At 62.6% G+C, this 23,219-nt stretch carries 24 protein-coding genes and 1 tRNA gene; 19 read left to right on the forward strand and 6 right to left on the reverse strand.

The features are described 5' to 3' along the window. From PTE30175_RS26510 to cysE, 10 genes are all read left to right on the forward strand, one after another. Positions 1-1,158: polymorphic toxin type 50 domain-containing protein (locus PTE30175_RS26510; RefSeq protein WP_191629233.1), on the forward strand; the 1,158-nt coding region annotated here is incomplete at its 5' end. Continuing rightward, the gene (locus tag PTE30175_RS26515; RefSeq protein ID WP_150700061.1) at positions 1,155-1,454 is read left to right on the forward strand and encodes a MafI2 family immunity protein; all 300 of its coding nucleotides are present in this window, start codon (positions 1,155-1,157) and stop codon (positions 1,452-1,454) included. The genes PTE30175_RS26510 and PTE30175_RS26515, both read left to right, overlap by 4 nt. A gap of 106 nt (positions 1,455-1,560) precedes the next feature. Further along, on the forward strand, positions 1,561-1,797 hold the full coding sequence (locus tag PTE30175_RS26520; RefSeq protein ID WP_224788990.1) for a colicin E3/pyocin S6 family cytotoxin: 237 nt from the start codon (positions 1,561-1,563) through the stop codon (positions 1,795-1,797). Then, complete coding sequence (locus PTE30175_RS26525; RefSeq protein ID WP_150700062.1) at positions 1,794-2,057, forward strand: DUF7683 domain-containing protein; 264 nt, start codon at positions 1,794-1,796, stop codon at positions 2,055-2,057. The genes PTE30175_RS26520 and PTE30175_RS26525 overlap by 4 nt, the downstream gene beginning before the upstream one ends. Before the next feature lie 320 nt (positions 2,058-2,377). Further along, positions 2,378-3,691: a VENN motif pre-toxin domain-containing protein gene (locus PTE30175_RS26530; protein WP_150700063.1), complete on the forward strand. Its 1,314-nt coding sequence runs from the start codon at positions 2,378-2,380 to the stop codon at positions 3,689-3,691. After that, positions 3,691-4,077 (forward strand): hypothetical protein, encoded by a 387-nt coding sequence (locus PTE30175_RS26535; protein ID WP_150700064.1) that lies wholly within the window; start codon positions 3,691-3,693, stop codon positions 4,075-4,077. Before PTE30175_RS26530 ends, PTE30175_RS26535 begins: the two co-directional genes overlap by 1 nt. A 22-nt stretch (positions 4,078-4,099) precedes the next feature. Beyond that, complete coding sequence (locus PTE30175_RS26540) at positions 4,100-4,861, forward strand: DUF637 domain-containing protein (protein ID WP_150700065.1); 762 nt, start codon at positions 4,100-4,102, stop codon at positions 4,859-4,861. A 544-nt stretch (positions 4,862-5,405) separates the two neighbouring features. Then, the gene (locus PTE30175_RS26545; protein WP_150700066.1) at positions 5,406-5,726 is read left to right on the forward strand and encodes a hypothetical protein; all 321 of its coding nucleotides are present in this window, start codon (positions 5,406-5,408) and stop codon (positions 5,724-5,726) included. Between the two features lie 318 nt (positions 5,727-6,044). Then, positions 6,045-6,839, forward strand: coding sequence for an RNA methyltransferase (locus tag PTE30175_RS26550; RefSeq protein WP_150700067.1), 795 nt, complete (start codon positions 6,045-6,047; stop codon positions 6,837-6,839). A 386-nt stretch (positions 6,840-7,225) separates the two neighbouring features. Further along, complete coding sequence (gene cysE / locus PTE30175_RS26555; protein WP_150700068.1) at positions 7,226-8,008, forward strand: serine O-acetyltransferase; 783 nt, start codon at positions 7,226-7,228, stop codon at positions 8,006-8,008. 60 nt (positions 8,009-8,068) lie between these two features. Here cysE and PTE30175_RS26560 read toward each other — a convergent pair whose 3' ends face one another. From PTE30175_RS26560 to PTE30175_RS26575, 4 genes are read right to left on the reverse strand one after another with little or no spacing between them, the layout of a single operon-like run. Continuing rightward, a complete protein-coding gene (locus PTE30175_RS26560) occupies positions 8,069-8,863 on the reverse strand; it encodes a UDP-2,3-diacylglucosamine diphosphatase (RefSeq protein WP_191629234.1) in 795 nt (264 codons plus the stop codon). A 14-nt stretch (positions 8,864-8,877) separates the two neighbouring features. Beyond that, positions 8,878-9,372: a peptidylprolyl isomerase gene (locus PTE30175_RS26565; protein WP_150700069.1), complete on the reverse strand. Its 495-nt coding sequence runs from the start codon at positions 9,370-9,372 to the stop codon at positions 8,878-8,880. Positions 9,373-9,413: 41 nt separating this feature from the next. Next, entirely contained in the window at positions 9,414-10,019 is a 606-nt protein-coding gene (locus tag PTE30175_RS26570; RefSeq protein ID WP_150700070.1) for a peptidylprolyl isomerase, read from the reverse strand. Positions 10,020-10,038: 19 nt separating this feature from the next. Further along, on the reverse strand, positions 10,039-10,770 hold the full coding sequence (locus PTE30175_RS26575; RefSeq protein ID WP_150700071.1) for a tetratricopeptide repeat protein: 732 nt from the start codon (positions 10,768-10,770) through the stop codon (positions 10,039-10,041). 233 nt (positions 10,771-11,003) lie between these two features. Between PTE30175_RS26575 and cysS the strand changes: the two genes are divergently transcribed. The 8 genes from cysS to PTE30175_RS26615 all read left to right on the forward strand — a co-directional run bounded on the left by cysS (position 11,004) and on the right by PTE30175_RS26615 (position 19,400). Then, positions 11,004-12,395 carry a cysteine--tRNA ligase gene (cysS, locus tag PTE30175_RS26580; RefSeq protein WP_150700072.1) on the forward strand — a complete coding sequence of 464 codons (1,392 nt, stop codon included), beginning with the start codon at positions 11,004-11,006 and terminating at the stop codon, positions 12,393-12,395. A 21-nt stretch (positions 12,396-12,416) separates the two neighbouring features. Continuing rightward, the gene (locus PTE30175_RS26585) at positions 12,417-13,247 is read left to right on the forward strand and encodes a DNA-3-methyladenine glycosylase family protein (protein WP_150700073.1); all 831 of its coding nucleotides are present in this window, start codon (positions 12,417-12,419) and stop codon (positions 13,245-13,247) included. Positions 13,248-13,405: 158 nt separating this feature from the next. Continuing rightward, positions 13,406-14,374 carry an acetyl-CoA carboxylase carboxyltransferase subunit alpha gene (locus tag PTE30175_RS26590; protein WP_150700074.1) on the forward strand — a complete coding sequence of 323 codons (969 nt, stop codon included), beginning with the start codon at positions 13,406-13,408 and terminating at the stop codon, positions 14,372-14,374. Next, complete coding sequence (gene tilS, locus PTE30175_RS26595; protein WP_150700075.1) at positions 14,343-15,872, forward strand: tRNA lysidine(34) synthetase TilS; 1,530 nt, start codon at positions 14,343-14,345, stop codon at positions 15,870-15,872. Before PTE30175_RS26590 ends, tilS begins: the two co-directional genes overlap by 32 nt. Before the next feature lie 145 nt (positions 15,873-16,017). Then, a complete protein-coding gene (locus PTE30175_RS26600; RefSeq protein ID WP_150700076.1) occupies positions 16,018-17,268 on the forward strand; it encodes an aspartate kinase in 1,251 nt (416 codons plus the stop codon). 136 nt (positions 17,269-17,404) lie between these two features. Then, a tRNA-Ser gene (locus tag PTE30175_RS26605) sits at positions 17,405-17,498 on the forward strand. Positions 17,499-17,695: 197 nt separating this feature from the next. Continuing rightward, the gene (locus tag PTE30175_RS26610; RefSeq protein ID WP_150700077.1) at positions 17,696-18,037 is read left to right on the forward strand and encodes an FKBP-type peptidyl-prolyl cis-trans isomerase; all 342 of its coding nucleotides are present in this window, start codon (positions 17,696-17,698) and stop codon (positions 18,035-18,037) included. 148 nt (positions 18,038-18,185) lie between these two features. Continuing rightward, positions 18,186-19,400, forward strand: a complete 1,215-nt coding sequence (locus PTE30175_RS26615) for an MFS transporter (RefSeq protein WP_191629235.1) — start codon at positions 18,186-18,188, stop codon at positions 19,398-19,400. Between the two features lie 77 nt (positions 19,401-19,477). Here PTE30175_RS26615 and fabI read toward each other — a convergent pair whose 3' ends face one another. Both fabI and PTE30175_RS26625 read right to left on the reverse strand, forming a co-directional pair. Beyond that, complete coding sequence (gene fabI / locus PTE30175_RS26620) at positions 19,478-20,278, reverse strand: enoyl-ACP reductase FabI (RefSeq protein WP_150700079.1); 801 nt, start codon at positions 20,276-20,278, stop codon at positions 19,478-19,480. 74 nt (positions 20,279-20,352) lie between these two features. Then, on the reverse strand, positions 20,353-21,141 hold the full coding sequence (locus tag PTE30175_RS26625) for an aspartyl/asparaginyl beta-hydroxylase domain-containing protein (RefSeq protein WP_420819682.1): 789 nt from the start codon (positions 21,139-21,141) through the stop codon (positions 20,353-20,355). A gap of 177 nt (positions 21,142-21,318) precedes the next feature. Between PTE30175_RS26625 and PTE30175_RS26630 the strand changes: the two genes are divergently transcribed. Beyond that, entirely contained in the window at positions 21,319-23,160 is a 1,842-nt protein-coding gene (locus PTE30175_RS26630) for an extracellular solute-binding protein (protein WP_150700081.1), read from the forward strand. Positions 23,161-23,219: the final 59 nt, after the last annotated feature.

Below are 23,219 nucleotides of genomic sequence, written 5' to 3' on the forward strand. Positions count from 1 at the left end.
GGCTTCGAGATCGTGGAGGCGCTGCAGCGCGAAGTGGGCGTGTTCGTGACCAACCGGGCGCAGGAGGCCGATGCGCTCGAGAAGGCGCGCGATGCGCAAGCCGATCCCGCAAAGCGCGCCGCGCTCGATGCACAGTTGGTCGAGGCGCAGAAGTGGGGGCCGGGTGGCGACTACCGGCGAATCGCAACTGCCATCACGGCGGCCGCGGGCGGCAACGTGACGGGCGGTGCGGCCGAGATGACGAAGGCCGCCACGGTCAACTACCTGCAAGGCCTCGGTGCCAAACAGGTCAAGGCGCTGGGCGAGCACCTCGACCCGGCCTCCAAGGCGGCACTGCATGCGATCGTGGGCTGCGCGGGCGGCGCGGCCTCGGGCGGCAACTGCGGCGCTGGCGCGATGGGTTCTGCGGCGGGCTCACTCCTGGGCAACCTGCTGGCGTCAACCGACCAGACCGGCCAGAAGCTCACGCAGCCAGAGCGCGAAGTGCGGGTAAACCTGATCACGTCGATCGTGGCGGGTGTGGCGGCGGGCGCTGGTGGCGATGTGCCGACGGCGTCGAGCGGGGCAAAGACCGAGGCGGAGAACAATACCGCGGGGATCCTGCTGCCATCTACGCCGCCGCAGTCAGGTGGCGTGCGCCCCCCGTTCACGATTCCCGGGTTCGAGAAGTTCGAGCGGAAAAAGGGCGACAATGTTACTGCTGACCCGATCGCCGAGATCGATCCGACGGCGGGCACGACGACGCCGAACGATGGGCCGACCGTGTTTGATCCGCTGATTCAGCCAATTAAAGACTTGGTTGGTAGCATCAACGATACGATTACGACGGCGGTGACTGGGGAAGGTGATGAGAAGAAATCACCGACATTAGATGGTGGAAAGCAGGGGAAACACATTCCCGGCCATAATAATTTCACCGATGGTCGTAGCGAGCTAACACACTCAAACCCACAACAACTCGTCGAGAAATTTGCCGGTACTGGACAATCCGCCAACGGAATTCCAATAGGGCAGGCCGGTTCACGAGAGCGAGTCGATTTCGGCGACGTGATCGGTATTTATGTTGACCCTGTCACCGAGGAAAGGTCGCCGACTACAAACGGCATTATTCATTACGGTAAGGATGGCGTACATATCGTACCTGCGAGGCCAAAATGAAAGAAGATCTGAGAATAAGGTTGATGCTTTCGCTACAAGTAGCGCTTTTGGGGGCTATTACGCCAAATATTCGCGCAATTACATGTTCGATAAATGAGAAGGGAATTGTGATCCTAGCAATCTTCGATAGTGTGATTAATGATGACGATATCGATTCGATGGAATCTGTCGCATCAGAAGTAGCCTCTCACTTCGAAAGCCTTAAGGTGTTTGTGGAATGTAAGCGATTGGATGCTCCAGTGGATTTTCGGCCGCAAGCACTTGATCTGTGGGTCTATCGCCGGAAGGAAAGTTGATCAGATTCATTTAATTTCTGTTGCCTTTGGTTGAAGGTCGGGGCGCGGGAACGCAGATCAGCGTGGTCGCGCCAAGAGCGCAACGAAGCGCTGCATCAGCGCCGGGGTGATCGAAATCGCGGCGTTCCCCTATCTTGTGAAAACCAAACCGAAGACTCCAGTACAAGGGGGCGGGGGGCTAATGGCGCGTTGGTGCGATATGAAGGGCAGAATATACGAATGGGACTTCCAACACGGGGCGATCGAAAAGTACACGTCTCGCGGTCAACATCTGGGAGAGTTCGACCACCTAACTGGTGAGCGGTTGAAGCCGGCTGACAGAAACCGGTGGATAGAGCCATGACAGGAATAGTTCATCGATACTTCATAACTGCCTATTCACCAATCGACGACTCGATGATTGGTGCGGTTTCGATTCCGGACGGCGTGACGATGGAAGGTTTGCGAACCGTCATAACCCCTGATCCTGATGATCCGATGTTTTATGCATGTTACAGATTGACATTTGAACAAGCCCAACGGCTTTCCCCCCTGCTTTCCCACATGTCTTTAGAAAGTAAGGAACGCGTACCGGAATTTTTTCTAGAGACGGACGCCGTTTGAAGCGTGGATAAAGAAACAGTGGTGATTACGCTGCGTGATGCGTACGAAAAAAATCGCGCTCCACGCTGCGCTTGGGACGACTCAGTTGATGGCGATAACCGAAACCCACAGCAAGCAAAGGTATCGACCGGTGAATGCCGTCTGCAAGGCCAAAACCAGCATCGGGGCGAAATTGAGCAAGCCAGCAGCGCGTCTGCCGACGCGCTGCTGGCCAAGGCTAGCGGCATAAGGCGCTAGCTGCGTCGACAACGGTAAACGCGTCAGAGGCAACTGTTGGCAAGATCTTTGACGAGCAGGAGATCCGCGCCGGCTTCGAGATCGTGGAGGTGCTGCAGCGCGAGGTGGGCGTGTTCGTGACCAACCGGGCGAAGGAGGCGGACGCGCTGGAGAAGGCGCGCGATGCGGAAGCCGATCCGGCCAAGCGGGCCGAGCTTGATCAGCAACTTGTCGACGCGCAGAAGTGGGGCCCGGGAGGCGAGTATGGCCGGATCGTGACGGCGATCACGGCAGCGGCAGGCGGCAACGTGACGGGCGGTATGGGCGATCTGGTCACCAAAGCGACGATCAACTACATCCAGAGCCTGGGCGTCGAACAGGTCAAGGCGATTGCCGACGGGCTGAAGAGCGAGACGGCGCGGGCGGCCTTGCAGGGCATCGTGGGATGCGCGGGAGCAGCAGCGTCGGGCGGTGACTGCGGCGCCGGTGCGTTGGGCGGCTCGGCCAGCGTGGTGCTGAACAACCTGCTGGACAAGGCGGGCGGGAAATCGGGTGAGGACCTGAGTCAGGAGGAAAAGCAGGCGCGCGCGAATCTGGTGACGAGCGTCGTGGCGGGGATTGCCGGCGCGACAGGCACAGACGTTGCCACGGCAAGTACGGGCGCAAAAATAGAAACAGAAAACAATGCGCTGAACCTTGGCGAATTCAAGTCGCTGATCCAGGAAGCCCGGGGTTGCGAGAAAACCAATTCGTGCGAATCGGTGCGCGACAGATATCGGAATCTCAGCAGAGAGAATCAGGAAAAAGTCGTGGCCACCTGCGCGACCGACCCGCAAGCCTGCCAGGGCGAGTTCAGCAATTACCTTGCTGAGCTAGGCGACTTCCGCAAAGCACTCGATGCGGCGGTCGGTGAAAAACTACCCAGCGAAGTCAAGAACGATCTCGGGATCTATCTGCTGCATTACAACGATGCGGTGGGAGCGGTCAACGAGCCGGAATTTGCGAAGCAGCTACAGGAAAAGTTTGGGGTCACGCAGGAAGTGGCGCAAACTGCGGCTGCCGTCGCTGCTGCTGCGGCCGCCGGCACAAAGGGACGAGGAAAATACATCCCGAATGCTGGTGCGGTCAATAATATGGGCGAGTTCATGAAGCAGCCCGGTTTCGGCAGCCAGATCAAGACATCAGTGCGCAAAACGAACTATCAGTATCAAGGGCAAAGCGTATATAAGGTATCGAATGATTTTGGCGATACGGTTCAGAAGGGTGATTTGGTTTGCCTCGATGGGGCGCATAAGAATCACCTTGAGGTTTTCGATAGCACGGGCAACTTCAAGGCTGCGATAAATCTTGATGGGACGCCCAACGACGATAAGACAAAGGCTGGCAAGGCGCAGGGGCGCAAACTCAAGCTGAGGTAATGATGGACTTCGAATTAATTAAACAACGCTTGATCGCTTTGGCGGCAATGCACAACTTAACTGATGTGGATCTGGATTTTTACGATGAAGAACGCGATGAGTTTGATTGGCATATCAATTGGAAACGAGATCTCAATGAATCGTTTGGCGCCGGCATAGCTCGCTTGCAAGCATCGCTCGATCTCTACGACAAGGGGCTTGCCGCGGGAGATATGCTGGCAGCCCAGGCGGGGCTACTCCGCGCGGGCATATACGCCCACAACCTGATGAGTTTCTTCGATGCCTTGCGGCATGACCTGAGCAAGGCCGTCATCGACTCGCGCTTCAACTGGCCGACGTTCCCGGAGGGCTACAAGATTCCGCCGCACTACGGCTACGAGGAGTGACAGGAGCGGTTCGGCGGCATCCTTGGGGCCGCTCGCCGAACGCGTTGGCAAGATCTTTAACGAGCAGGAGATCCGCGCCGGCTTCGAGATCGTCGAGGCGTTGCAGCGCGAGGTTGGGGCGTTCGTGAACAACCGGGCGCAGGAGGCGGATGCGCTCGAGACGGCGCGCGACGCGGAAGCCGATCCAGCCAAACGCGCCGCACTTGATCAGCAACTGCCCGAGGCGCAGAAGTGGGGCCCGGGCGGTGACTACCGGAGGATTGTGAGCGCTATCACGGCCGCTGCGGGCGGCAACGTGACGGGCTCCACCGCCGAGATGGCGAAGGCCGCCGCGGTCAACTACCTGCAAGGCCTGGGCGCGCAACAGGTCAAGGCGCCGGGAGAGCACCTCGATCCGGCCTCGAAGGCGGCACTGCACGCGATCGTGGGCTGCGCGGGTGGCGCGGCCTCGGGCGGCAACTGCGGCGCCGGCGCGCTGGGCTCGGCAGCGGGCTCGCTCCTGGGCAGCTTGTTGGCGTCAAACGACAAACCAGGGCAAAAACTCACGCAGCAGGAACGTGAAGCGAGGGTGAGCCTGATCACGTTGATTGTGGCGTGCGTGACGGCGGGCACTGGTGGCGACGTGGGCACAACATCGACAGGGGCGAAGACAGAGGCGGAAAACAATACAACTGCGATCGTACCGCAGGTCCCTCCGTCGACAGTGACGCAGCCTCGAGGAGGTTTGGGCGGCAACCATATCGCATGTCGAAGCAGATCTCGCGAAATCAATTTGACCCCGTAGTATGCGTGGTCAAAGCGGTACGCCGATCACCTTTCGATCGAATCGCCAAAGCGGCAAGTGACTTCATTTGGACGAGCACCGCATCGGAAACCGACAATGTTTGGCGATTTGCAATATGAGAGTATTGAAAGGTAGCTCGCGCAAACGAACCAACATTTGGGCAAATTCCCATAAATCACGGGAATCGTGACGGTGGTGCTCGCAGACATTTGAGTTTGCCTACCTTAGGCTGGCGACTTCGTAATGAGTTGATGACGCCCCTCCAGACGGGGCGTCATCCTTGATGTCTCCGGTCTTGCACGAAGTTGGCTTGCCGCGTGAAGTTCCATCATTTAAGCAAACGCGGCAGCTCGAAACCGAAAGGTTTTGCGATTCGCAATACCTACGCATTGACCGGGCGGCGTCGCGCAAACTTGGCGTCATTTGGGTAAATTCCAATAAGTCACTCGAATCGCGATTACCGCGTCCGCGGACACTCGAATTTCCCTATCATGGGACGGTGACCTCGCAATGTAGCGAGGGCGCTCTTTTGATAGGAGACCTCATGAGTGCAAAACGGCGTAAAGCGGATTTGACCCAGTGGCTCACGGCAGGCGAACCGGGCGGGCATGACCAACGGTGCTTGCCGCCGCAGTCGGCGGACTTCGAAGGATTCATCGTCTGGAGCTATACGAACAATCTCTATCTCGGACAGATACTTGACGAAAGCACGGGGCAACCCGCCGACACATTTGTGCCGCAGTCGATCTTTGCATTGCAATTCAACACCTTCGACGAAGCCAGCGAGAAGGTGTTCAAACTGGACGTGCCAGCGGTGGTTCTATTCGCCGCCGAGTTCAATGGAGAGGTATCGGTGATCGGGTGACGTGTGCCGACCACGCTCCACGCACGCCAGTATGGCAGGCGTGACGAACCCTGCCGCGCAGTGCATCGCGCCGCAGGGATTCGCGGCCGGCTTCGAGATCAAGGGTGCGCTCATGAGGCGACCGACCACCGCTGGGCGCACTTCCTGATGCATGCCACAGGCTCGACTTGCCTTGCAAACCGGGGCGCGTTCATATAAGTAGGTCCGTTGGCGGCCCCGGGAGCCAGCAAGCGCGCGAGCAGCCCGACCCGCGACAGGTTTTGGTGCAAAATACCGCCAAATACCGCAAATCCTTATCCGCACCGAAGACCGCCTGCAATGTCCCTGCCGCTCCACCCCGAAGCCACGCCCGGCGCAGTGCCGAACCTGCTGTTCGACCGATTTCGTTTCGTGCTGAATGAAACGAGCCACCCGGGCAACGTTGGCTCCGCCGCGCGTGCGATCAAGACGATGGGCTTCGGGCGACTGGTCCTGGCCGCCCCGAAGGCGGGCGCAGACGTACTGCGCGATCCGGAAGCCGTGGCACTGGCGAGCGGCGCCGACGACGTGCTGGCCGCCGCGCTGGTCGTGCCGGATCTCGAATCGGCGCTAAAGGGCGTTAGCTGGGCCGTAGCATTATCGGCGCGCACGCGGGAATACGGGCCGCCCAACGCTGAGCCGCGTGTCAGCGCCGCACTCGCCGGACAGCACGCCGCCGCCGGCGAGGCGGTCGCATTCGTGTTCGGCAGCGAACGCACCGGGCTCGCCAACGCTGACGTCGAACGTTGCAATGCGCTTGTCCATATTCCGGCGAACCCCGCCTACAGCTCTCTCAACCTGTCGCAAGCCGTGCAACTGATCGCCTACGAGGCACGGCTGGCGTGCCTCGACGCCGAAACCTCCGGCGCAGCCGCCGCCGGACAGGACGCCCTCGCCACGCGCGACGACGTCGAAGGCATGCTTTCGCATCTCGAACGCGCACTCGTCGAGCTCGATTTCCTCGATCCCGACAACCCGAAGAAGCTCATGACGCGCCTGCGCCGGCTGTTCGCGAAAAGCCACCTCGAGCGTGAAGAGGTCAATATCCTGCGCGGCATCTCGAAGCACATCCTCGAACGGAAAACGCGCCGCTAACCAAACGCACGCGATCACGCGTCCGGGCGACGTCCGGCCGCATTCCCGTCCAACGCCCCGCCAGCCAACGACCCTACTGCCATACCGGGCATTTTCAGAGGTTCTGCACGCATTCGCAAAACCCCATACAATCGTAAGTCACAAGCTTATCTCGTTACGGAAAATGAACCGTCTGCGCCAGCGTTGCGCTGCTTCCCTACCTTACTCCGTGCACTGTTAGCGCACGCCGTCCGCCGATCGTTGATTTGCGCGGGCGCGCGTGCTGCCGCGCCGGTACCTCACCCCGGCACCAGACCCGGCACACCGCCCCGTACGCCCCGATGTTTCGCGTCCGTGCCCGCCATGCCACCGCCGGGCCCGCCGCCACCCAGGAAAGATCCAGGCTCATGTTCACCCATATCCGAGAAGATATCGCCGCCATCCGCCAGAAGGACCCCGCTGCGCGCAGCAACTGGGAAGTCCTGACGTGCTATCCGGGCCTTCATGCCGTTTTGCTCCACCGGCTTGCGCACGGCTGCTGGCGAATGGGATTCAAATGGACCGGCCGCTGGATTTCGCAGTGGGCGCGCTTTCTGACCGGCATCGAGATCCACCCCGGCGCCACACTCGGGCGCCGCGTATTCATCGACCACGGCATGGGCGTGGTGATCGGCGAGACGGCCGTCGTCGGCGACGATTGCACGATTTATCAGAGCGTCACGCTCGGCGGCACGTCACTCACGCGCGGCGCCAAACGCCACCCGACGCTTGAGGCGGGCGTCATTGTCGGCGCGGGCGCGAAAGTGCTCGGCGGATTCACCGTGGGCGAGGGCGCGAAAATCGGCTCGAACGCCGTTGTTGTCAAGCCGGTGCCTGCCGGCGGCACGGCAGTCGGCAATCCCGCCCGCGTGATTCGCGCGGATGAACCCCGCCCGAGCGCCACAGACGGCACGGGCGCCGGCAACGCCCGCAAGCAGGAGTTCTCCGCGTACGGGATCACGCCCAATGCCGATGATCCGGTCTCGCTCGCGATCCACGGGCTGATCGAAAACGCCACGGATCAGGCACAAAAGATCGATGCGATGGTCGCGGCCCTCAATCAGCTCGGCGCTCACCTCGAGGCCCTGGGCGCGAGCACGACCGACACGGCGGAACTGCGAAAGCTCGGCAAGGAAATCCAGGATATGTGACTGCGCGTCGCGGCGCAGTCGATTTGCAGCAAGCAAGGCCCGGCGACGCCGGGCCGTATTTCATGCCGATGCAGACAGGTCAATGGCCCGCAATCCGTGGGCATCCCACTGCAGGTAGCCGCCGCGCGGCGGCGCAATGTCGAATTCCCAGTCGGGAAGCACCCAGCGAACGAATGCCCCGTCGACATGACGCGCCGGACGATGGGTATGGCCATGCACAAGCGTCGTTTCATGCGCCGCCGTCAACAGTTCGCGCACGGCGCTCGGCGTGACGTCGGCATATACCCTAAGGCGCGCACCCTTGGCCGCACTATTGCGGCGAATGCGGTCGGCCACGGCCATGCGCCAGTGACGCGGCAGCGCCAAAAAGAACCGTTTGCCGAGCCACGAGTGGGCCACGCGCCGGTAGCGCAGGTAGCCGACGTCGTCGAGACACAGCGCGTCGCCATGACTCAGTACAAGACGCTGTCCGTGAAGTTCGACGAGAGAAGGATCGGGCAATAGCGTCGCGCCGGCGGCGCGCGCGAATCGCGCGCCCAAGAGGAAGTCGCGATTGCCGCGCATGACGGCGATCGGCACGCCCGTGGCGGCCAGCGCCGCAATCAGTCCGGTCATGCGCCGCGTGAATTCACCGAGCGGCGAGCCATCGTCGTCGAGCATGTCGTCGCCGACCCAGTACTCGAACAGGTCGCCCAGAATGAACAGGGCCGACGCTTCGCGCGCCGGTCCGCGCAGAAAATCCTCGAACACCTGCACCGTGCGCGGCAACGCCGGGCTCAGGTGAAGGTCGGAAATGAAAAGCGCGGGCCCATCGCCGTGAGGCTGGATGGGACACCGCGCGATCGATGCGGGCATCAGGCGTCCGGGATTCAGGCGACGATGACGGCCTTCTCGATGATGACGTCGTCGACCGGCACATCCTGATGGAAGCCACGCGTACCGGTCTTCACACCCTTGATCTGCTCGACGACATCCATGCCCTCGGTCACCTTGCCGAACACGGCATAGCCCCAACCGCTCGGGGTCGGCGACGTGTGGTTCAGGAAGTCGTTGTCGTTGACGTTGATGAAGAACTGGGCCGTGGCCGAGTGCGGATCGTTCGTGCGCGCCATGGCGATCGAACCGTTAACGTTCTTCAGGCCGTTGTTGGCTTCGTTTTCGATCGCGGCGTCGCAGTCCTTCTGACGCAGGCCCGGCTCGAAACCGCCGCCCTGGATCATGAAGCCGTTGATGACGCGGTGGAACACCGTGTTGTCATAGTGACCCTTACGCACGTAGTTCAGGAAGTTCTCCACCGTGCGCGGCGCCTTGGCTTCGTCAAGTTCAAGGCGGATGACGCCGAAATTGGTATGCAGTTCAACCATGATGTTTCCTTGTGAAAATGTCCCCGAGGTCGGGGCGGGGCTCAGCGCGTCACCACGCTGGCCGATTCGATCACGACCGGCGTCGCCGGGACGTCACTATACATGCCGCGGTTTACCGTGCGCACACCCTTGATGCGTTCGATCGTGTCCATGCCGGCGATCACCTTGCCGAATACGGTGTAACCGTTGCCGTCCGGCTTCGGGTAGTCCAGGTTCGCATTATCCGTCACATTCACGAAAAATTGCGCGGTCGCCGAGTTCGGATCGTTCGTGCGCGCCATCGCGATCGTGCCGGTCTTGTTCTTGAGCCCGTTCTTCGATTCCAGCGGGATCGGATCGCGCGTCGGCTTTTCCTTCATGTCGGGTGTGAAACCGCCGCCCTGGATCATGAAGCCGTTGATGACGCGGTGAAAGATCGTGCCGTTGTAGTGTCCGCTTTTCACGTATTGCAGAAAGTTATCCACGGTCTTCGGCGCGGACTCGGGGTACAACTCGACCTTGAATTCCCCAGCCGACGTCTTGAATTGCACGACGGGATGCGCGGCGGCCTCGGCGAAAGCGGTGGCGGGTGTGGCAAACGGCACGGCGAGGCCGGCCAGTACGGCGCCGCCCACAAGGGCGCGGCGCAGGCGATTGGGAAGGGACATTGTCAGTTCCTGATATGGGTCAGTGGGCCACGGCGGCGCTGGCCGGCGCGGGTTTGGCTTCGATCGTCTTCGACGCGGTGCCGTCGCCGGCGTTCGCGGCGCCCGTCGCGCTGGCCGGCATGGCCTTGGCGGGCGCCTTCACCGGCCCCCCCAGCATACGGTCGAGCTGCGCGGCCTTGTCTCGCACGCGCGCGGTCGGCGCAATGCGCAACGACTGCGCATACGCCTGTTGCGCCAACTTCGCGTAGACGTCGCCAAGATTCGCGTACGCCACCGCAAAATTCGGGTTGGTCCGAATGGCCATCTCGAGGTCGGCGCGAGCCTTCTCGTAGTCGCCTTGCTGCGCATATAGCGCGGCGAGGTTGTTATATGGCTCGGGCAGTTCCGGAAAGTCCTGCGTCAGGGCGACGAACGCGTCGATCGCCTCGGGCCGGCGGTTCAGTTCCATCAGCATGCGCGCGCGCGTGAAGCGCACCTGCGCGTCGCGCGGGTACTGCTTGATGTGGGCTTCGGCCGCCTTCAGGGCATCGTCGTAACGGCGCGCGCCGGCGAGTTTGTTGATGGCCGATTCGCTTTGCTGCTGCGGCGTCTGCAGTTCCGGCGTCGGGGCCGGCGTGGGCAATGCCTGGGCGTGCGCGGGCAGGCTGGCGGCACCTGTGGCGAAGCCAGCAGCGATGGCAAGCGCCAGGGTTGCGAGGCGAGTGTCGCGGCGCAGGAAAGACCACGGGTAAAAGCGGGATTGATCCGTCATGATATGGGTGCTTGGGATACCTGATGGGATGCCAGAGAGTCGCCGGAGAATTGTGCAAGAGATGCTATACTCGGCCGCATTCTAACAAAACACCCGCGACGGACCGGAGTCATTTCTCGCGAGCACGGGGTCGTTTTATTCTTTCGCACGGGGTGCGTCCTGCCTTGCCGACCGGATGTCCGGTGCCGGCGCAGCGCCAGGCCGGAGCCCGTTGCGGGTCAAGCATTGTTTCTATGGATTCTCTCCGCGTTTTCAACTCGCTCGCGCGAGACAAACAGCCGTTCGTGCCGCTCACGCCGGGTGAAGTGCGCATGTACGTCTGCGGCATGACGGTGTACGACTACTGTCACGTCGGTCATGCGCGGGTGATGGTCGTTTTCGACATGGTACAGCGTTGGCTGCGCACCCTCGGGTTCAACGTGACATATGTGCGCAACATTACCGATGTCGACGACAAGATCATCAAGCGCGCGCTCGAGAACGGCGAAACGATGCGCGCTTTGACCACGCGTTTCATTCAGTACATGCACGAAGACGCGGATGCGCTCGGCGTCGAGCGCCCCGATCTCGAGCCGCGCGCCACCGATTTCATCCCGCAGATGGTCGACATGATCGGTGCGCTCGAACGCAACGGCTACGCCTATCAGGCCGACGACGGCGATGTGAACTACGCGGTGCGCAAGTTTGCCAACTACGGCAAGCTCTCCGGCAAGTCGATCGAAGACCTGCGCGCGGGCGAACGCGTCGCGGCCAACACCGCAAAGCAGGATCCGCTCGACTTCGTACTGTGGAAAAGCGCCAAGGAAAGCGAGCCCGATGAATCGAAATGGGCCTCGCCGTGGGGCCAAGGCCGTCCGGGCTGGCACATCGAGTGCTCGGCCATGAGCTGCCAACTGCTCGGCGAACACTTCGACATTCACGGCGGCGGCGCGGATCTGCAATTCCCGCACCATGAGAATGAAATCGCCCAAAGCGAAGGCGCGAACGGCAAGCCGTTCGTCAACTACTGGCTGCATAACGGCTTCGTGCGCGTCGACGACGAGAAGATGTCGAAGTCGCTCGGCAACTTCTTCACCATCCGTGAAGTGCTTGAAAAGTACGACGCGGAAGTCGTGCGGTTCTTCATCCTGCGTGCGCACTATCGAAGCCCGCTGAACTATAGCGATACGCACCTCGACGACGCGCGCAGCGCGCTCACACGCCTTTACACAGCATTGAAGGATGTCGATGGCGACGGTGCCGCCATCGATTGGGAAGAATCCTATGCGCAGCGTTTCCGCGCGGCCATGAACGACGATTTCAACACGGCTGTGGCGATGTCGGTGCTGTTCGAACTGGCGGGGGAAATCAACAAGCAGCGCGATCCGGTGCTGGCGCGTCAGTTGTCCGGTCTGGCCGGCACGCTCGGCCTGCTGGGCCGCGATCCGGCGGCGTTCCTGCAAGGCGGGGTGGGCGGCGGCGGCGACGCGTTGCGCGCGTCGGTCGAGGCGCGCATCGACGCCCGCGCCGAGGCGAAACGCGCCCGAAATTTTGCGGAAGCCGACCGCATCCGTGCGGAACTGCTGGCCGAGGGCATCGTGCTCGAGGATCGTCCGGGCGGCGCCACTGAATGGCGTCGCGCGTAACGGCGGCCGAACGAGGAATCCATGGCTACACGTAAAACGGCGTCTGCAACGACGCCCGCCGCGAAGACCTCGCGCCGCACGAAGGCGGCCGGCGAGGTTGCCGCGCCGGCCAAGTCGGCGCGTCGCGTCATTGCCAAGACGGCAGACACCACGCAGGTCGTCGCGGCCAGCGACGGCGCGGCCGGCAAGGTCGTCATCAACGGTGCGGTGCCGCTGCCGGCCGCGCCGGCCGTCGGCCGTCCCGATTACTGGGATCAGGCCTGTATCGACTTGATGAAGCGCGATCGCATTCTCAAGAAGCTGATCCCGCAATTCGGGCCGGTGCATCTCGCAGGGCGGGGCGATCCGTTCGTCACGCTGGCGCGTTCCATCGTCGGCCAGCAGATTTCCGTCAAGGCGGCCCAGTCGGTGTGGGAGCGTGTCGCCACGACCTGTCCGAAGCTGACGCCCGCGCAGTTCATCAAGGCGGGCCATGAAACGCTGGCCGGCTGCGGGCTTTCCAAGCGCAAGGCCGAATACATTCTCGACCTCGCCACCCATTTCAAGTCCGGCGCGCTCCACGTGAACGCATGGGCGGAAATGGACGACGAGGCGGTCATCCTCGAACTGACGTCGATTCGCGGCATCGGCCGCTGGACCGCCGAAATGTTCCTGATGTTCAATCTGCTGCGCCCGGATGTCCTTCCGCTCGATGATGTCGGCCTGATCAACGCGATCAGCGTCAACTACTTCAGTGGCGAGCCCGTCACGCGTAGCGAGGCCCGGGAAGTGGCTGCAAACTGGGAGCCGTGGCGCACGGTCGCCACCTGGTATATGTGGCGCAGTCTCGAGCCGGTGCCGGTCGAATATTGATCGGGTAATCTCACGATCACGTACACAATCACCTATAATCCGCGTCCGTCCGTTTTACTGGTATCTATCGATCGCCCAGTTTCAATGAAACTTGCCTATGTCGATCGGCATGACACCGGTAGCGGTACAATACGCTGCCGAATTTCCGGGGAAACCTGATGAAGAACACCTTTTTGGATTTTGAACAGCCGATCGCCGAGCTGGAAGCGAAGATCGAAGAATTGCGCTTTGTGCAGGACGATTCGGCCGTCGATATTTCCGAAGAGATCGAGCGGCTCTCGAAGAAGAGCCAACAGCTCACCAAGGACATCTACACGAACCTGAGCCCCTGGCAGGTTTCGCAGATCGCCCGTCATGCGCAGCGTCCGTACACGCTCGATTACGTGCGCGACATTTTTACCGACTTCCACGAACTGCACGGCGACCGCGCGTTTGCCGACGATCAGGCGATCGTGGGCGGCATGGCGCGATTCAACGGCCAGGCCTGCATGGTGATCGGTCACCAGAAGGGCCGCGATACGAAGGAGCGCGCACTGCGCAACTTCGGCATGCCGCGCCCGGAAGGCTACCGCAAGGCGCTGCGCCTGATGAAGCTCGCCGAAAAGTTCGGTTTGCCGATCTTCACATTCGTCGATACGCCGGGCGCTTACCCGGGCATCGACGCGGAAGAGCGCGGCCAGTCGGAGGCCATCGGTCACAATCTGTATGTCATGGCCGAGCTGAAGACGCCGATCATCACCACGATCATCGGCGAGGGCGGCTCGGGCGGCGCGTTGGCGATTGCCGTGGCCGACAGCGTGCTCATGCTGCAATTTGCGACCTATTCGGTGATCTCGCCGGAAGGCTGCGCGTCGATCCTGTGGAAGAGCGCCGCGAAGGCGCCGGAAGCGGCCGAAGCGCTCGGCCTGACGGCGCACCGCCTGAAGGCGCTCGGCCTGATCGACAAGATTGTGAGCGAACCGCTCGGCGGTGCGCATCGCGATCCGCTCGGCATGGCCGGCATGCTCAAGCGCGCCCTGGCCGACACGCTGCGTCAATTCCATGGCATGAATGGACGCGAGTTGCTGGAGCGCCGGCACGAGCGTTTGATGAGCTATGGCAAATTCAAGGAAGCCGGCGCGAAGTAACTCCGCCGCGACACCGCTGCATCGTGATGATGCCGGCCCGGGCGGCGTTGCCGCCGAGGCCGGCATTGTTGTCTGTGGCGCCGTGCTCGCACCGCTGCGCGCGTCGCTCGATGCCGCGCGATCCGTCGTATCGGAGCGCCCGTTGCGCGTCGCGGTGGCCTTGAGCGGCGGCCTCGATTCGATGGCGCTGCTCGATGCGCTCGCGCAGTGCGCAGCGCTCGATGCGTCCATCCAGGCCTTCGCCTTTCACGTTCATCACGGGCTTGCGGCGGCTGCCAATGACTGGCTCCGGTGCTGCGCGCGCGAAGCCGAGACGCGGGGCGTCACATTCGATGCGCGTCATGTCGACGTGCCGCGCAATGCGCGGCAGGGCATCGAGGGGGCAGCGCGCGCGGCCCGCTATACGGCGCTGGCCGGCATGGCCGAAGCGCATGGCGTGCATCTCCTCCTCACGGCGCACCATGCCGACGATCAGGCGGAAACCGTGTTGCTTCAGCTGCTGCGCGGCGCGGGCTTGCCCGGTGTCGCCGCCATGCCCGCGCTCGGTGCGATGCCGGGGCAGGGCGCGGGCGGGCGCATGATGGCGCGTCCGTGGATCGGGGTGTCCCGCGCAACCTTGCAGGCGTATGCCGAGGTTCGCGGACTGACGTGGGTCGACGATCCATCCAATACCGATACCCGCCATCTGCGTAATGGCCTGCGACATGACGTCATGCCTGCGCTGGCGCGACACGTGCCCGGGTATCGCGATACCCTCGGCCGTTTCGCTCGCCATGCGGCGCAGGCGCAGGGGCTCCTGGATCAGCTCGCCGCGATCGATTGGGCGGCGGCCGATCTGGGAGACGGGCGGCTGTCGCGCACTGTTGTCCAGGCGCTCGATGCCGACCGCGTGGCGAACCTCCTGCGTTACTGGGTGGCGCGCGTGGGTCTGCCGATGCCTTCGGAAGCGCGGCTCGACGAATGGGTGAAGCAGGTCCGCGAGGCGGCGGCGGACGCATCGCTGACTTTGCCGCACGGCGAGGGCGTGCTGCGGCTCTATCGCGGCGCTTTGCAATGGACGCGGGTCTTCGCGGCGGACGACGCCCCTGCCGATGCCACGTTGCAGTGGCGCGGCGAACTCGAGTGGCGGTTGCCGGCGTGGCATGGACGTATCGGCTTTGCCCCAGCCGCGCCGGGGGAGTCCGGCATTGAAGAATCCATCCTGCGTGCGCACCGCCTCGTCGCGCGCGCACGCGGCGGCGGCGAGCGTCTGCGATTGCGCGTGGACGGGCACTCACGCTCGCTCAAGCACTGGTTTCAAGCGATGGGCGTGCCCGTATGGCGGCGCCAGGTGCCTGTCGTGTGGCTCGACGACCGGTTGTTGTTCGTGCCGCATCTCGGTCTGGACGCGGCGTGGCTTGCGGCCGACGACGCCGTTAGCCCCCCGGCGGCATCGCGCGAAATACAGTGGATGCTGACCTGGCATGACGACGCCGGATTCGGCGCGCGGGGCGGTTGACGGTGTATCGTGCGGCGGAATGGTTCCGCTGCGGTACATTCATGCGATAATTAAAAGTTCCGCAGATCGACATACCCCGCACGCCATGCGCGCCTGCTTCGGGATGGATCATTAAACGGTTTTAAATCAATGTGTTAGCAATGTTATGGCTCTGATCGTACACAAATACGGCGGCACGTCGATGGGCTCCGTCGAGCGCATCAAGAATGTCGCCAAGCGCGTGGCCAAGTGGCATAAGGCCGGTCACAAGTTGGTGGTAGTGCCGTCGGCCATGTCCGGCGAAACCAACCGTCTGCTGGGCCTGGCCAAAGAGATTTCGGCCCAACCCGACCCGCGCGAACTCGATGCCATCGCCGCGACCGGCGAACAGGTCAGCGTTGGCCTGCTGGCGATTGCCTTGCGTGAGCAAGGCATCGAGGCTGTCAGCTACGCCGGCTGGCAAGTACCGATCAAGACCGACAGCGCTTTTACCAAGGCACGCATTTCCGACATCGAAGGCACGCGCGTGCTGGCCGATCTCGACGCGGGCCGCGTGGTGGTCATCACCGGCTTCCAGGGGATCGATCCGGACGGCCACGTGACGACGCTGGGCCGTGGCGGCTCGGATACCTCCGCCGTGGCGGTTGCCGCGGCCCTGAACGCCGAAGAGTGCCTGATCTATACCGATGTCGATGGCGTCTACACGACCGATCCGCGCGTGGTCGATGAAGCTCGCCGGCTGGACAAGGTGACCTTCGAAGAGATGCTGGAAATGGCCAGCCTCGGCTCGAAGATCCTGCAGATCCGCTCGGTGGAGTTCGCCGGCAAGTACCAGGTCAAGACGCGCGTGTTGTCGAGCCTGACCGACCCGATGATGTCGCTCGACGAGGAAATGTGCTCGGGTACGTTGATTACTTTTGAGGAAGACGAAGAAATGGAAAAGGCTGTCATCTCGGGTATCGCTTTCCAGCGTGACGAAGCCAAGATCACCGTGCGCGGCGTGCCCGACCGTCCCGGTATCGCCTACCAGATCCTGGGCCCGATCGCCGACGCGAATATCGACGTAGACATGATCATCCAGAATCAGAGCGTCGACGGCAAGACCGACTTCACCTTCACCGTGCCGCGTGGCGAATATCAACGCGCCATGACGCTGCTGCAAAGCAACGTCAAGGACCACATCGCCGCCGCGGACGTCCTCGGGGACCCGAAGGTCTCCAAGGTCTCGGTGGTCGGCGTCGGCATGCGTTCGCACGTTGGTATCGCCAGCAAGGCATTCCGTACGCTGTCCGAAGAGGGCATCAACATCCAGTTGATCTCCACCTCGGAAATCAAGATTTCGGTGCTGATCGACGAGAAGTACATGGAGCTCGCCGTGCGCGCGCTGCACAAGGCTTTCGAGCTGGATCAGGCGTAATCGCACATGATGTCGCACGCATGAAAGCACTGTAAAAAAAGTGCGATTTTCATGCGCGAAACATTTGACCGATTCGAAACAAGCCGTTAATATCTTGCCTTCGTTACGTCATCTCCCTGACGTAACGACAAGTTTGGGAGACGTGGCCGAGAGGTCGAAGGCACTCCCCTGCTAAGGGAGCATCTGGGCCAAAACCTGGATCGAGGGTTCGAATCCCTCCGTCTCCGCCAAGTCGCCTTGGCGGAACACCCCCGGCTCTTCGCGGAGAGCCGGGGGTTTTTTCTTTTTGTGGTGCGCGCAATACGTTACAACGCCCGCGACGTTTGGCTGTGCACCCATTCGCAAATTCATCCGCTCTGCAAGGACATTGCCCCGCCCGCACGTCTCGCGGTAGCATGGCACTTTAACCCTGACGAGCGAGCACAAGATGTCCATCATCACCACCGATTCCGGTCTGCAATACGAAGAACTGACCGAGGGTACCGGCGCGGTCGCAACGCCGGGCAGCACCGTCAGCGTGCATTACACCGGCTGGCTCACTGATGGCCGCAAATTCGATTCGAGCAAGGATCGCAACGAACCGTTCGCCTTCGCGCTCGGCGCAGGCATGGTCATTCGCGGCTGGGACGAAGGCGTGGCCGGCATGAAGGTCGGCGGCAAGCGCAAGCTGGTCATTCCGCCGGAACTTGGCTATGGCGCGCGTGGCGCCGGCGGTGTCATTCCGCCGAACGCGACACTGGTTTTCGAGGTTGAACTGCTGGACGTCTGATAAGCATCGCGCCGCGCTGAACACACCGCGCGGCAAGCTTCCCGGACACCCCCGGTGCCTCGCCCGCACCGGGGGTTTTGTTTTTTCTGATAGACGATCATCGGCGGCCCGCCTCACAAGGGCGAATCGTCAAAGGAGTGTTGTCGACGTGGCTGTTTCACGTTTCTGGTTTCCGTTATCGCTGGTGGCGTTTGAATTCGCCGTCTACATTTCCAACGACATGATCATGCCCGGCATGCCGCTCGTCACGCGCGAGTTCGGTGCATCGTCGGACCTGATCACGCTCGCGCTGACCGCCGCCATGCTCGGCAATGCCAGTCTGCAATGGCTGCTCGGACCGCTTGCCGATCGTTACGGCCGCCGCCGCGTGCTGCTCTCGGGGCTCGTCATGTTCATCCTGGCGTGCGTGGCCATGCACTGGGTACAGACCATGCCGCAATTCATCCTGCTGCGTTTCTTCCAGGGCATGGGCTGCTGTTTCGTATTGACGGTCGGTTATCCGACGGTGCACGAAGCGTTCGAAGAGAAGACCGCCATGCGCGTGATGGCGCTGATGGCCAACGTGTCGCTGCTCTCGCCATTGTTCGGGCCGCTGGCCGGCGCGGCCGTGGTGTCGGTGTGGCCGTGGCGCAGTATTTTCTGGTTGATCGCCGTCGTGGCGGTCATGTCGCTCATCGGCCTCTATCGCACGATGCCCGAGTTGTCGCGCCATGACCCGAAGGCGCTGGGTGCGCGCGCACTCTGGGACGGCTACCGCTTGCCGCTCAAGAGCGGCCGGTTCTGGCGCGGCGCCGTGTTGACCGGCATCGCCGTGACGCCGCTGCTGACGTGGATCGCGCTCGGCCCCGTATTCCTGATCGAACGCGCGGGGCTCGGCCAGTTGCACTATGCCCTGTTGCAGGTGCCAGTGTTCGGCGCGCTGATCGCAGGCAACCTGATACTTGCGCGCCAGGTCGGCCGCTGGTCGAACGGCCGCCTGTTGGCGACGGGGGTGGCCGCCATGCTGATCGGCGCGGCCGTGTCCCTGATCGGCACGGTAATCCTCTCCCCGGGCTATCCGGCGCTGCTCGTCGGCACCTCGTTTCATGCGCTTGGCATGGGCCTGAGCTATGGCGTCGTGTACCGGCAGTCGCTGTTTGCCGTAGACAGCCCGAATCGCGCGACGGTCGCGGGCATGCTGAGCATGATCACGATTGTCGTGGCGGTGGCCGAGATCGAAACCGTCAAGGTCGCTTATCTGGCCTTCGGCGATGCCGCGCTCGGGATCGGCGCGATGGCGGCTGCGGCGCTGGTGGCCGTGCTGGCGACGAATTTCGTGCCGCCGCCGACCCAGGACGCGCTCGCACAAACGCGCGGGGCGTGATCCGTTCGTCATGATGCAAAAAAAGCCAGCGGATGTTTCGCTGGCTTTTTCCTTGGTGGCGCAGGTGCGCGGTGCGCTTACCCCGCAGCGGCGACCGTCTCGCCCATGCCGCCGACAACCGTGTTGAAGCCTGCGTCGACGTAGGTGATCTCGCCCGTCATGCCGGCGGACAGGTCCGACAGCAGGAAGGCCGACACGTTGCCGACGTCTTCGATCGTGACGTTGCGGCGCAGCGGCGCATTGTGCTCGACGAAATCGAGAATCTTGCCGAAGCCCTTGATGCCCGAGGCGGCCAAGGTCTTGATCGGGCCGGCGGACACGCCGTTCACGCGAATGCCGCGCGGGCCCAGTGACGTCGCGAGATAGCGCACGCTGGCTTCGAGCGCAGCCTTGGCGAGGCCCATCGTGTTGTAGTTCGGCACGACACGCTCGGCGCCCAGGTAGGTGAGCGTGAGCAGCGCGGCGCGCTCCGACAGCATCGGCAGGGCGGCCTTCGCCAGCGCCGGGAAGCTGTAGGCCGAGATGTCGTGCGCGATGCGGAACGCTTCGCGCGACAGGCCGTCGAGGAAATCGCCGGCGATGGCTTCGCGCGGCGCAAAGCCGATCGAGTGGACGAGGCCGTCGAGTTTGTCCCAATGCTGGCCCAGTTGCGCGAAGCAGGCCGTAATCTGCTCGTCGCTGCCGACGTCGCATTCCAGCACGATCTTGCTGCCGAATTCTTGAGCGAAGCCCTCGACGCGCTCCTTGAAGCGCTCGCCAACATAGGTGAAGGCCAGTTCTGCGCCTTCGCGCTTGCACGCGGTGGCGATGCCGTAAGCGATCGAACGGTTCGACAGCAGGCCGGTGATCAGGATTCGTTTGCCAGTCAGGAAAGCCATGGATGCTCCGAAAATCAAATGCGGGTGGCCAATTGCCAAGTGGCGCGCATTGTCTCATAAACCGGCGGCCGGACTCAAAGGCGGTCCTTCGCCGAGGCGTGCGCATCGGCGTAATATTCGCGTTCCCAGCGTTCGTGATTGGCTTTGGCCTGCTGCAGCTCCGGCGTCAGCGGCGCACAGGCCAGCAGCGCCTTGTTCAGCCAGCGCATCGGCGCCCGGCACGGCCGCTCGAAGTCGACGAACAGGACGACGCGTGTTTCAGGCGTGTCATTGTGCACTTGATGGGGGTAGGCGTCATCGAACACGACGGCGCGGCCGGCTTGCCAATGATAGGGCGTGCCGTCGATTTCGATCCAGCAGCGATCGCTTGCGGCCGGCACCCGTAATGCCAGGTGCAGGCGCAGGACGCCGTTGTATGGGCCGCGATGCAGCGGAATGTGTTTACCTGGCGACAGGATCGAGAAGAATGCGGTGCGCAACCCGGGGATGCCTTCGAGCGCCTTGGCGGTTGCCGGACAGCGCGCCAGGTTCCGCTGCGCGCGCAAGCCGTAGCCGAGGAACACGAACGTCTGCCATTGATCGTCCTGCGTAATCGTGCCGACGTCGGGCGAAATCTCGTGGAACGCCGGCAAGCGCCCCGGATTGGCCAACACGGCGGACAGTTCTGCCTGAATCTCCGGTGCTTGTGCTTCCAGCGTGGCGACCCAGGGAAACAGCGCATTGTCGAAAATCGGCCGGTCGCCCACGAGCGAGGCGCGTGCGATTCGGCGCTGCGCGGCTTCAACGAAGCGGAAGAATCCTCTGATAAGCCAGCGCGGCAGGGCGCGGGACGAGGCTTGCAGGGTGGTGCGCGACGCAGTCAACGGCAACCTCCGAAGTCGGCAAATGGGGCGCGGCGGCCAGCGGCACTGCATTCCGATGCAGCGTTTGCCAGCCTTTTGGGTACAATTGTCGCGCGGTCTGTCCTTCGCGCCAAGCATTGGCGAGGGTTTCCGGCCAGCCGATTCGGCGATTGGGCGCCGTTTGGACACAGGAGACGCATGAAAGCGCGCGAGTTTCGCATTCCTCTGCTGGTGCTGGCCCTCGTGGCCGCCACACTGCCCTGCGCGCATGCCAAATACGCCATTGCCCAGTATGGCGAGCCCAAGTATCCCGAGGGTTTCACGCATTTCGACTACGTCAACCCCGACGCGCCCAAGCGCGGCACGCTGACGCTGGCCAATCCCGATCGCCGCACCAGCTTCGACAAGTTCAATCCGTTCACCCTGCGTGGCGTGGCTGCGCCCGGTGTGTCGAGCCTGATGTTCGAGACGCTCGCGACCGGCAGCGCCGACGAGACGTCGAGCGCTTACGGACTGCTGGCCGACGATATCGATGTCGCCGCGGACGGCCTGTCCGTCACGTTCCATATCAATCCGGCGGCGCGCTTCTCGAACGGCGACCCGGTGACGGCGTCTGACGTCAAGTATTCGTTCGACACGCTGATGAGCCCGCAGGCTGCCCCTAACTTCAAGGTGCTGTTCGGCGATGTGACCGGCGCGAAGGTCGTCGACACGATGCGTGTGCGTTTCGATTTCAAGCTGAAAAATCCCGAGTTGCCTCTGTTGGTCGGCGGGTTGCCGGTGTTCTCGCCGAAGTGGGGCATGGGTGCAGGCGGCAAGCGCACGCCGTTCGACAAGTTGACGTTCGAAGCGCCGATCGGCAGCGGTCCGTATCTGATCGAGACGTTCGACGCGGGCCGGCGGATCGTCTTCCGGCGCAACCCGAAATACTGGGGGGCAAATTTGCCGGTGCGGCGCGGCACCAACAACTTCGAGCGCATTGTCTACAAGATGTACAGCGACGACGTGGCGCGGCTCGAAGCGTTCAAGGCGGGCGAGTTCGATGCGACCGTCGAATATCGGGCGCGCAGTTGGGTGCGCAGCTACGTGGGCAAGAAGTTCCGCAATGGCGAACTGATCAAGAAGGCGTTCGAGCATCACAACGGCGCGGGCATGCAGGGGTTCATCCCCAACCTGCGGCGGCCGATCTTCCAGGATGTGCGCGTGCGGCGTGCGCTTGACCTTGCGCTCGACTTCGACTGGCTCAACCGTCAACTCTTCTACAATCAGTACACCCGCATCGACAGCTTCTTCGCCAACAGCGACCTGGCGGCGAAGGACATGCCGAGCGAGTCCGAGTTGAAACTGCTCGAACCGCTGCGCAAACAACTCGACCCGGCGGTATTCGGCCCGATGGTCAAGCAGCCGGAGACGGCGCCGCCAAGCAGCTTGCGCGATAATTTGCGGCAGGCGCGCGAACTGCTGGCACAAGCCGGCTGGACGTATCGCGACGGCGCCTTGCGCAATGCTCGCGGCGAGCCGTTCCGCTTTGAGCTTCTTGACGACGGTGGCGCGATGGGGCCGGTCATCTCGGCCTTCGCGCGCAATCTGGCCAAGCTCGGCATCGAAGTGCAGGCGCGTCAGACCGACTATGCGCTGTACCAGAAGCGTCTTGAAGTCTTCGACTACGACATGATCATCTTGCGGTATCCCGATTCACAGTCGCCGGGCTCGGAACTGTTCGACCGTTTTGGCAGCAAGTCGGCCGATATCGAAGGATCGGACAACATCATGGGCGTGAAGTCCCCAGCCGTCGATGCGCTGGTTGCCAATCTCGTGCGCGCCCGCACCCGCGAGGCGCTGGAGGCCGGCGCACATGCGCTCGACCGCGTGTTGATGCATGGTTACTACGCCATCCCGCAATGGCTGTCGACGACGCATCGCATCGCGTATCGCAGTACGCTGCGGTATCCGGCGACGCTGCCGCGCTACTACACGGCCGAGGGCTGGCTCGTCTCGACCTGGTGGGACGGCGCCCCGGCACAGGACAAACGACCATGACGCGTCTTGACTTGCCCATCGATTCACGTCGGTTGCCGTGCTCGCAAGGGAGGGCATAA

Source organism: Pandoraea terrae (assembly GCF_902459695.1).
GTDB classification, from domain to species: Bacteria; Pseudomonadota; Gammaproteobacteria; order Burkholderiales; family Burkholderiaceae; genus Pandoraea; species Pandoraea terrae.

Excerpts from the sequence above, each read along its gene's own strand:
- PTE30175_RS26630 (WP_150700081.1), top strand. The coding sequence starts at position 21,319 with ATGAAAGCGCGCGAGTTTCGCATTCCTCTGCTGGTGCTGGCCCTCGTG.
- cysS (WP_150700072.1), top strand. The coding sequence starts at position 11,004 with ATGGATTCTCTCCGCGTTTTCAACTCGCTCGCGCGAGACAAACAGCCG.
- PTE30175_RS26560 (WP_191629234.1), bottom strand. The coding sequence starts at position 8,863 with ATGCCCGCATCGATCGCGCGGTGTCCCATCCAGCCTCACGGCGATGGG.
- PTE30175_RS26570 (WP_150700070.1), bottom strand. The coding sequence starts at position 10,019 with ATGTCCCTTCCCAATCGCCTGCGCCGCGCCCTTGTGGGCGGCGCCGTA.
- PTE30175_RS26585 (WP_150700073.1), top strand. The coding sequence starts at position 12,417 with ATGGCTACACGTAAAACGGCGTCTGCAACGACGCCCGCCGCGAAGACC.
- PTE30175_RS26590 (WP_150700074.1), top strand. The coding sequence starts at position 13,406 with ATGAAGAACACCTTTTTGGATTTTGAACAGCCGATCGCCGAGCTGGAA.
- PTE30175_RS26610 (WP_150700077.1), top strand. The coding sequence starts at position 17,696 with ATGTCCATCATCACCACCGATTCCGGTCTGCAATACGAAGAACTGACC.
- PTE30175_RS26600 (WP_150700076.1), top strand. The coding sequence starts at position 16,018 with ATGGCTCTGATCGTACACAAATACGGCGGCACGTCGATGGGCTCCGTC.
- PTE30175_RS26545 (WP_150700066.1), top strand. The coding sequence starts at position 5,406 with ATGAGTGCAAAACGGCGTAAAGCGGATTTGACCCAGTGGCTCACGGCA.
- PTE30175_RS26535 (WP_150700064.1), top strand. The coding sequence starts at position 3,691 with ATGATGGACTTCGAATTAATTAAACAACGCTTGATCGCTTTGGCGGCA.
- PTE30175_RS26525 (WP_150700062.1), top strand. The coding sequence starts at position 1,794 with ATGACAGGAATAGTTCATCGATACTTCATAACTGCCTATTCACCAATC.
- PTE30175_RS26565 (WP_150700069.1), bottom strand. The coding sequence starts at position 9,372 with ATGGTTGAACTGCATACCAATTTCGGCGTCATCCGCCTTGAACTTGAC.
- PTE30175_RS26550 (WP_150700067.1), top strand. The coding sequence starts at position 6,045 with ATGTCCCTGCCGCTCCACCCCGAAGCCACGCCCGGCGCAGTGCCGAAC.
- PTE30175_RS26575 (WP_150700071.1), bottom strand. The coding sequence starts at position 10,770 with ATGACGGATCAATCCCGCTTTTACCCGTGGTCTTTCCTGCGCCGCGAC.
- fabI (WP_150700079.1), bottom strand. The coding sequence starts at position 20,278 with ATGGCTTTCCTGACTGGCAAACGAATCCTGATCACCGGCCTGCTGTCG.
- PTE30175_RS26515 (WP_150700061.1), top strand. The coding sequence starts at position 1,155 with ATGAAAGAAGATCTGAGAATAAGGTTGATGCTTTCGCTACAAGTAGCG.
- tilS (WP_150700075.1), top strand. The coding sequence starts at position 14,343 with ATGGCAAATTCAAGGAAGCCGGCGCGAAGTAACTCCGCCGCGACACCG.
- cysE (WP_150700068.1), top strand. The coding sequence starts at position 7,226 with ATGTTCACCCATATCCGAGAAGATATCGCCGCCATCCGCCAGAAGGAC.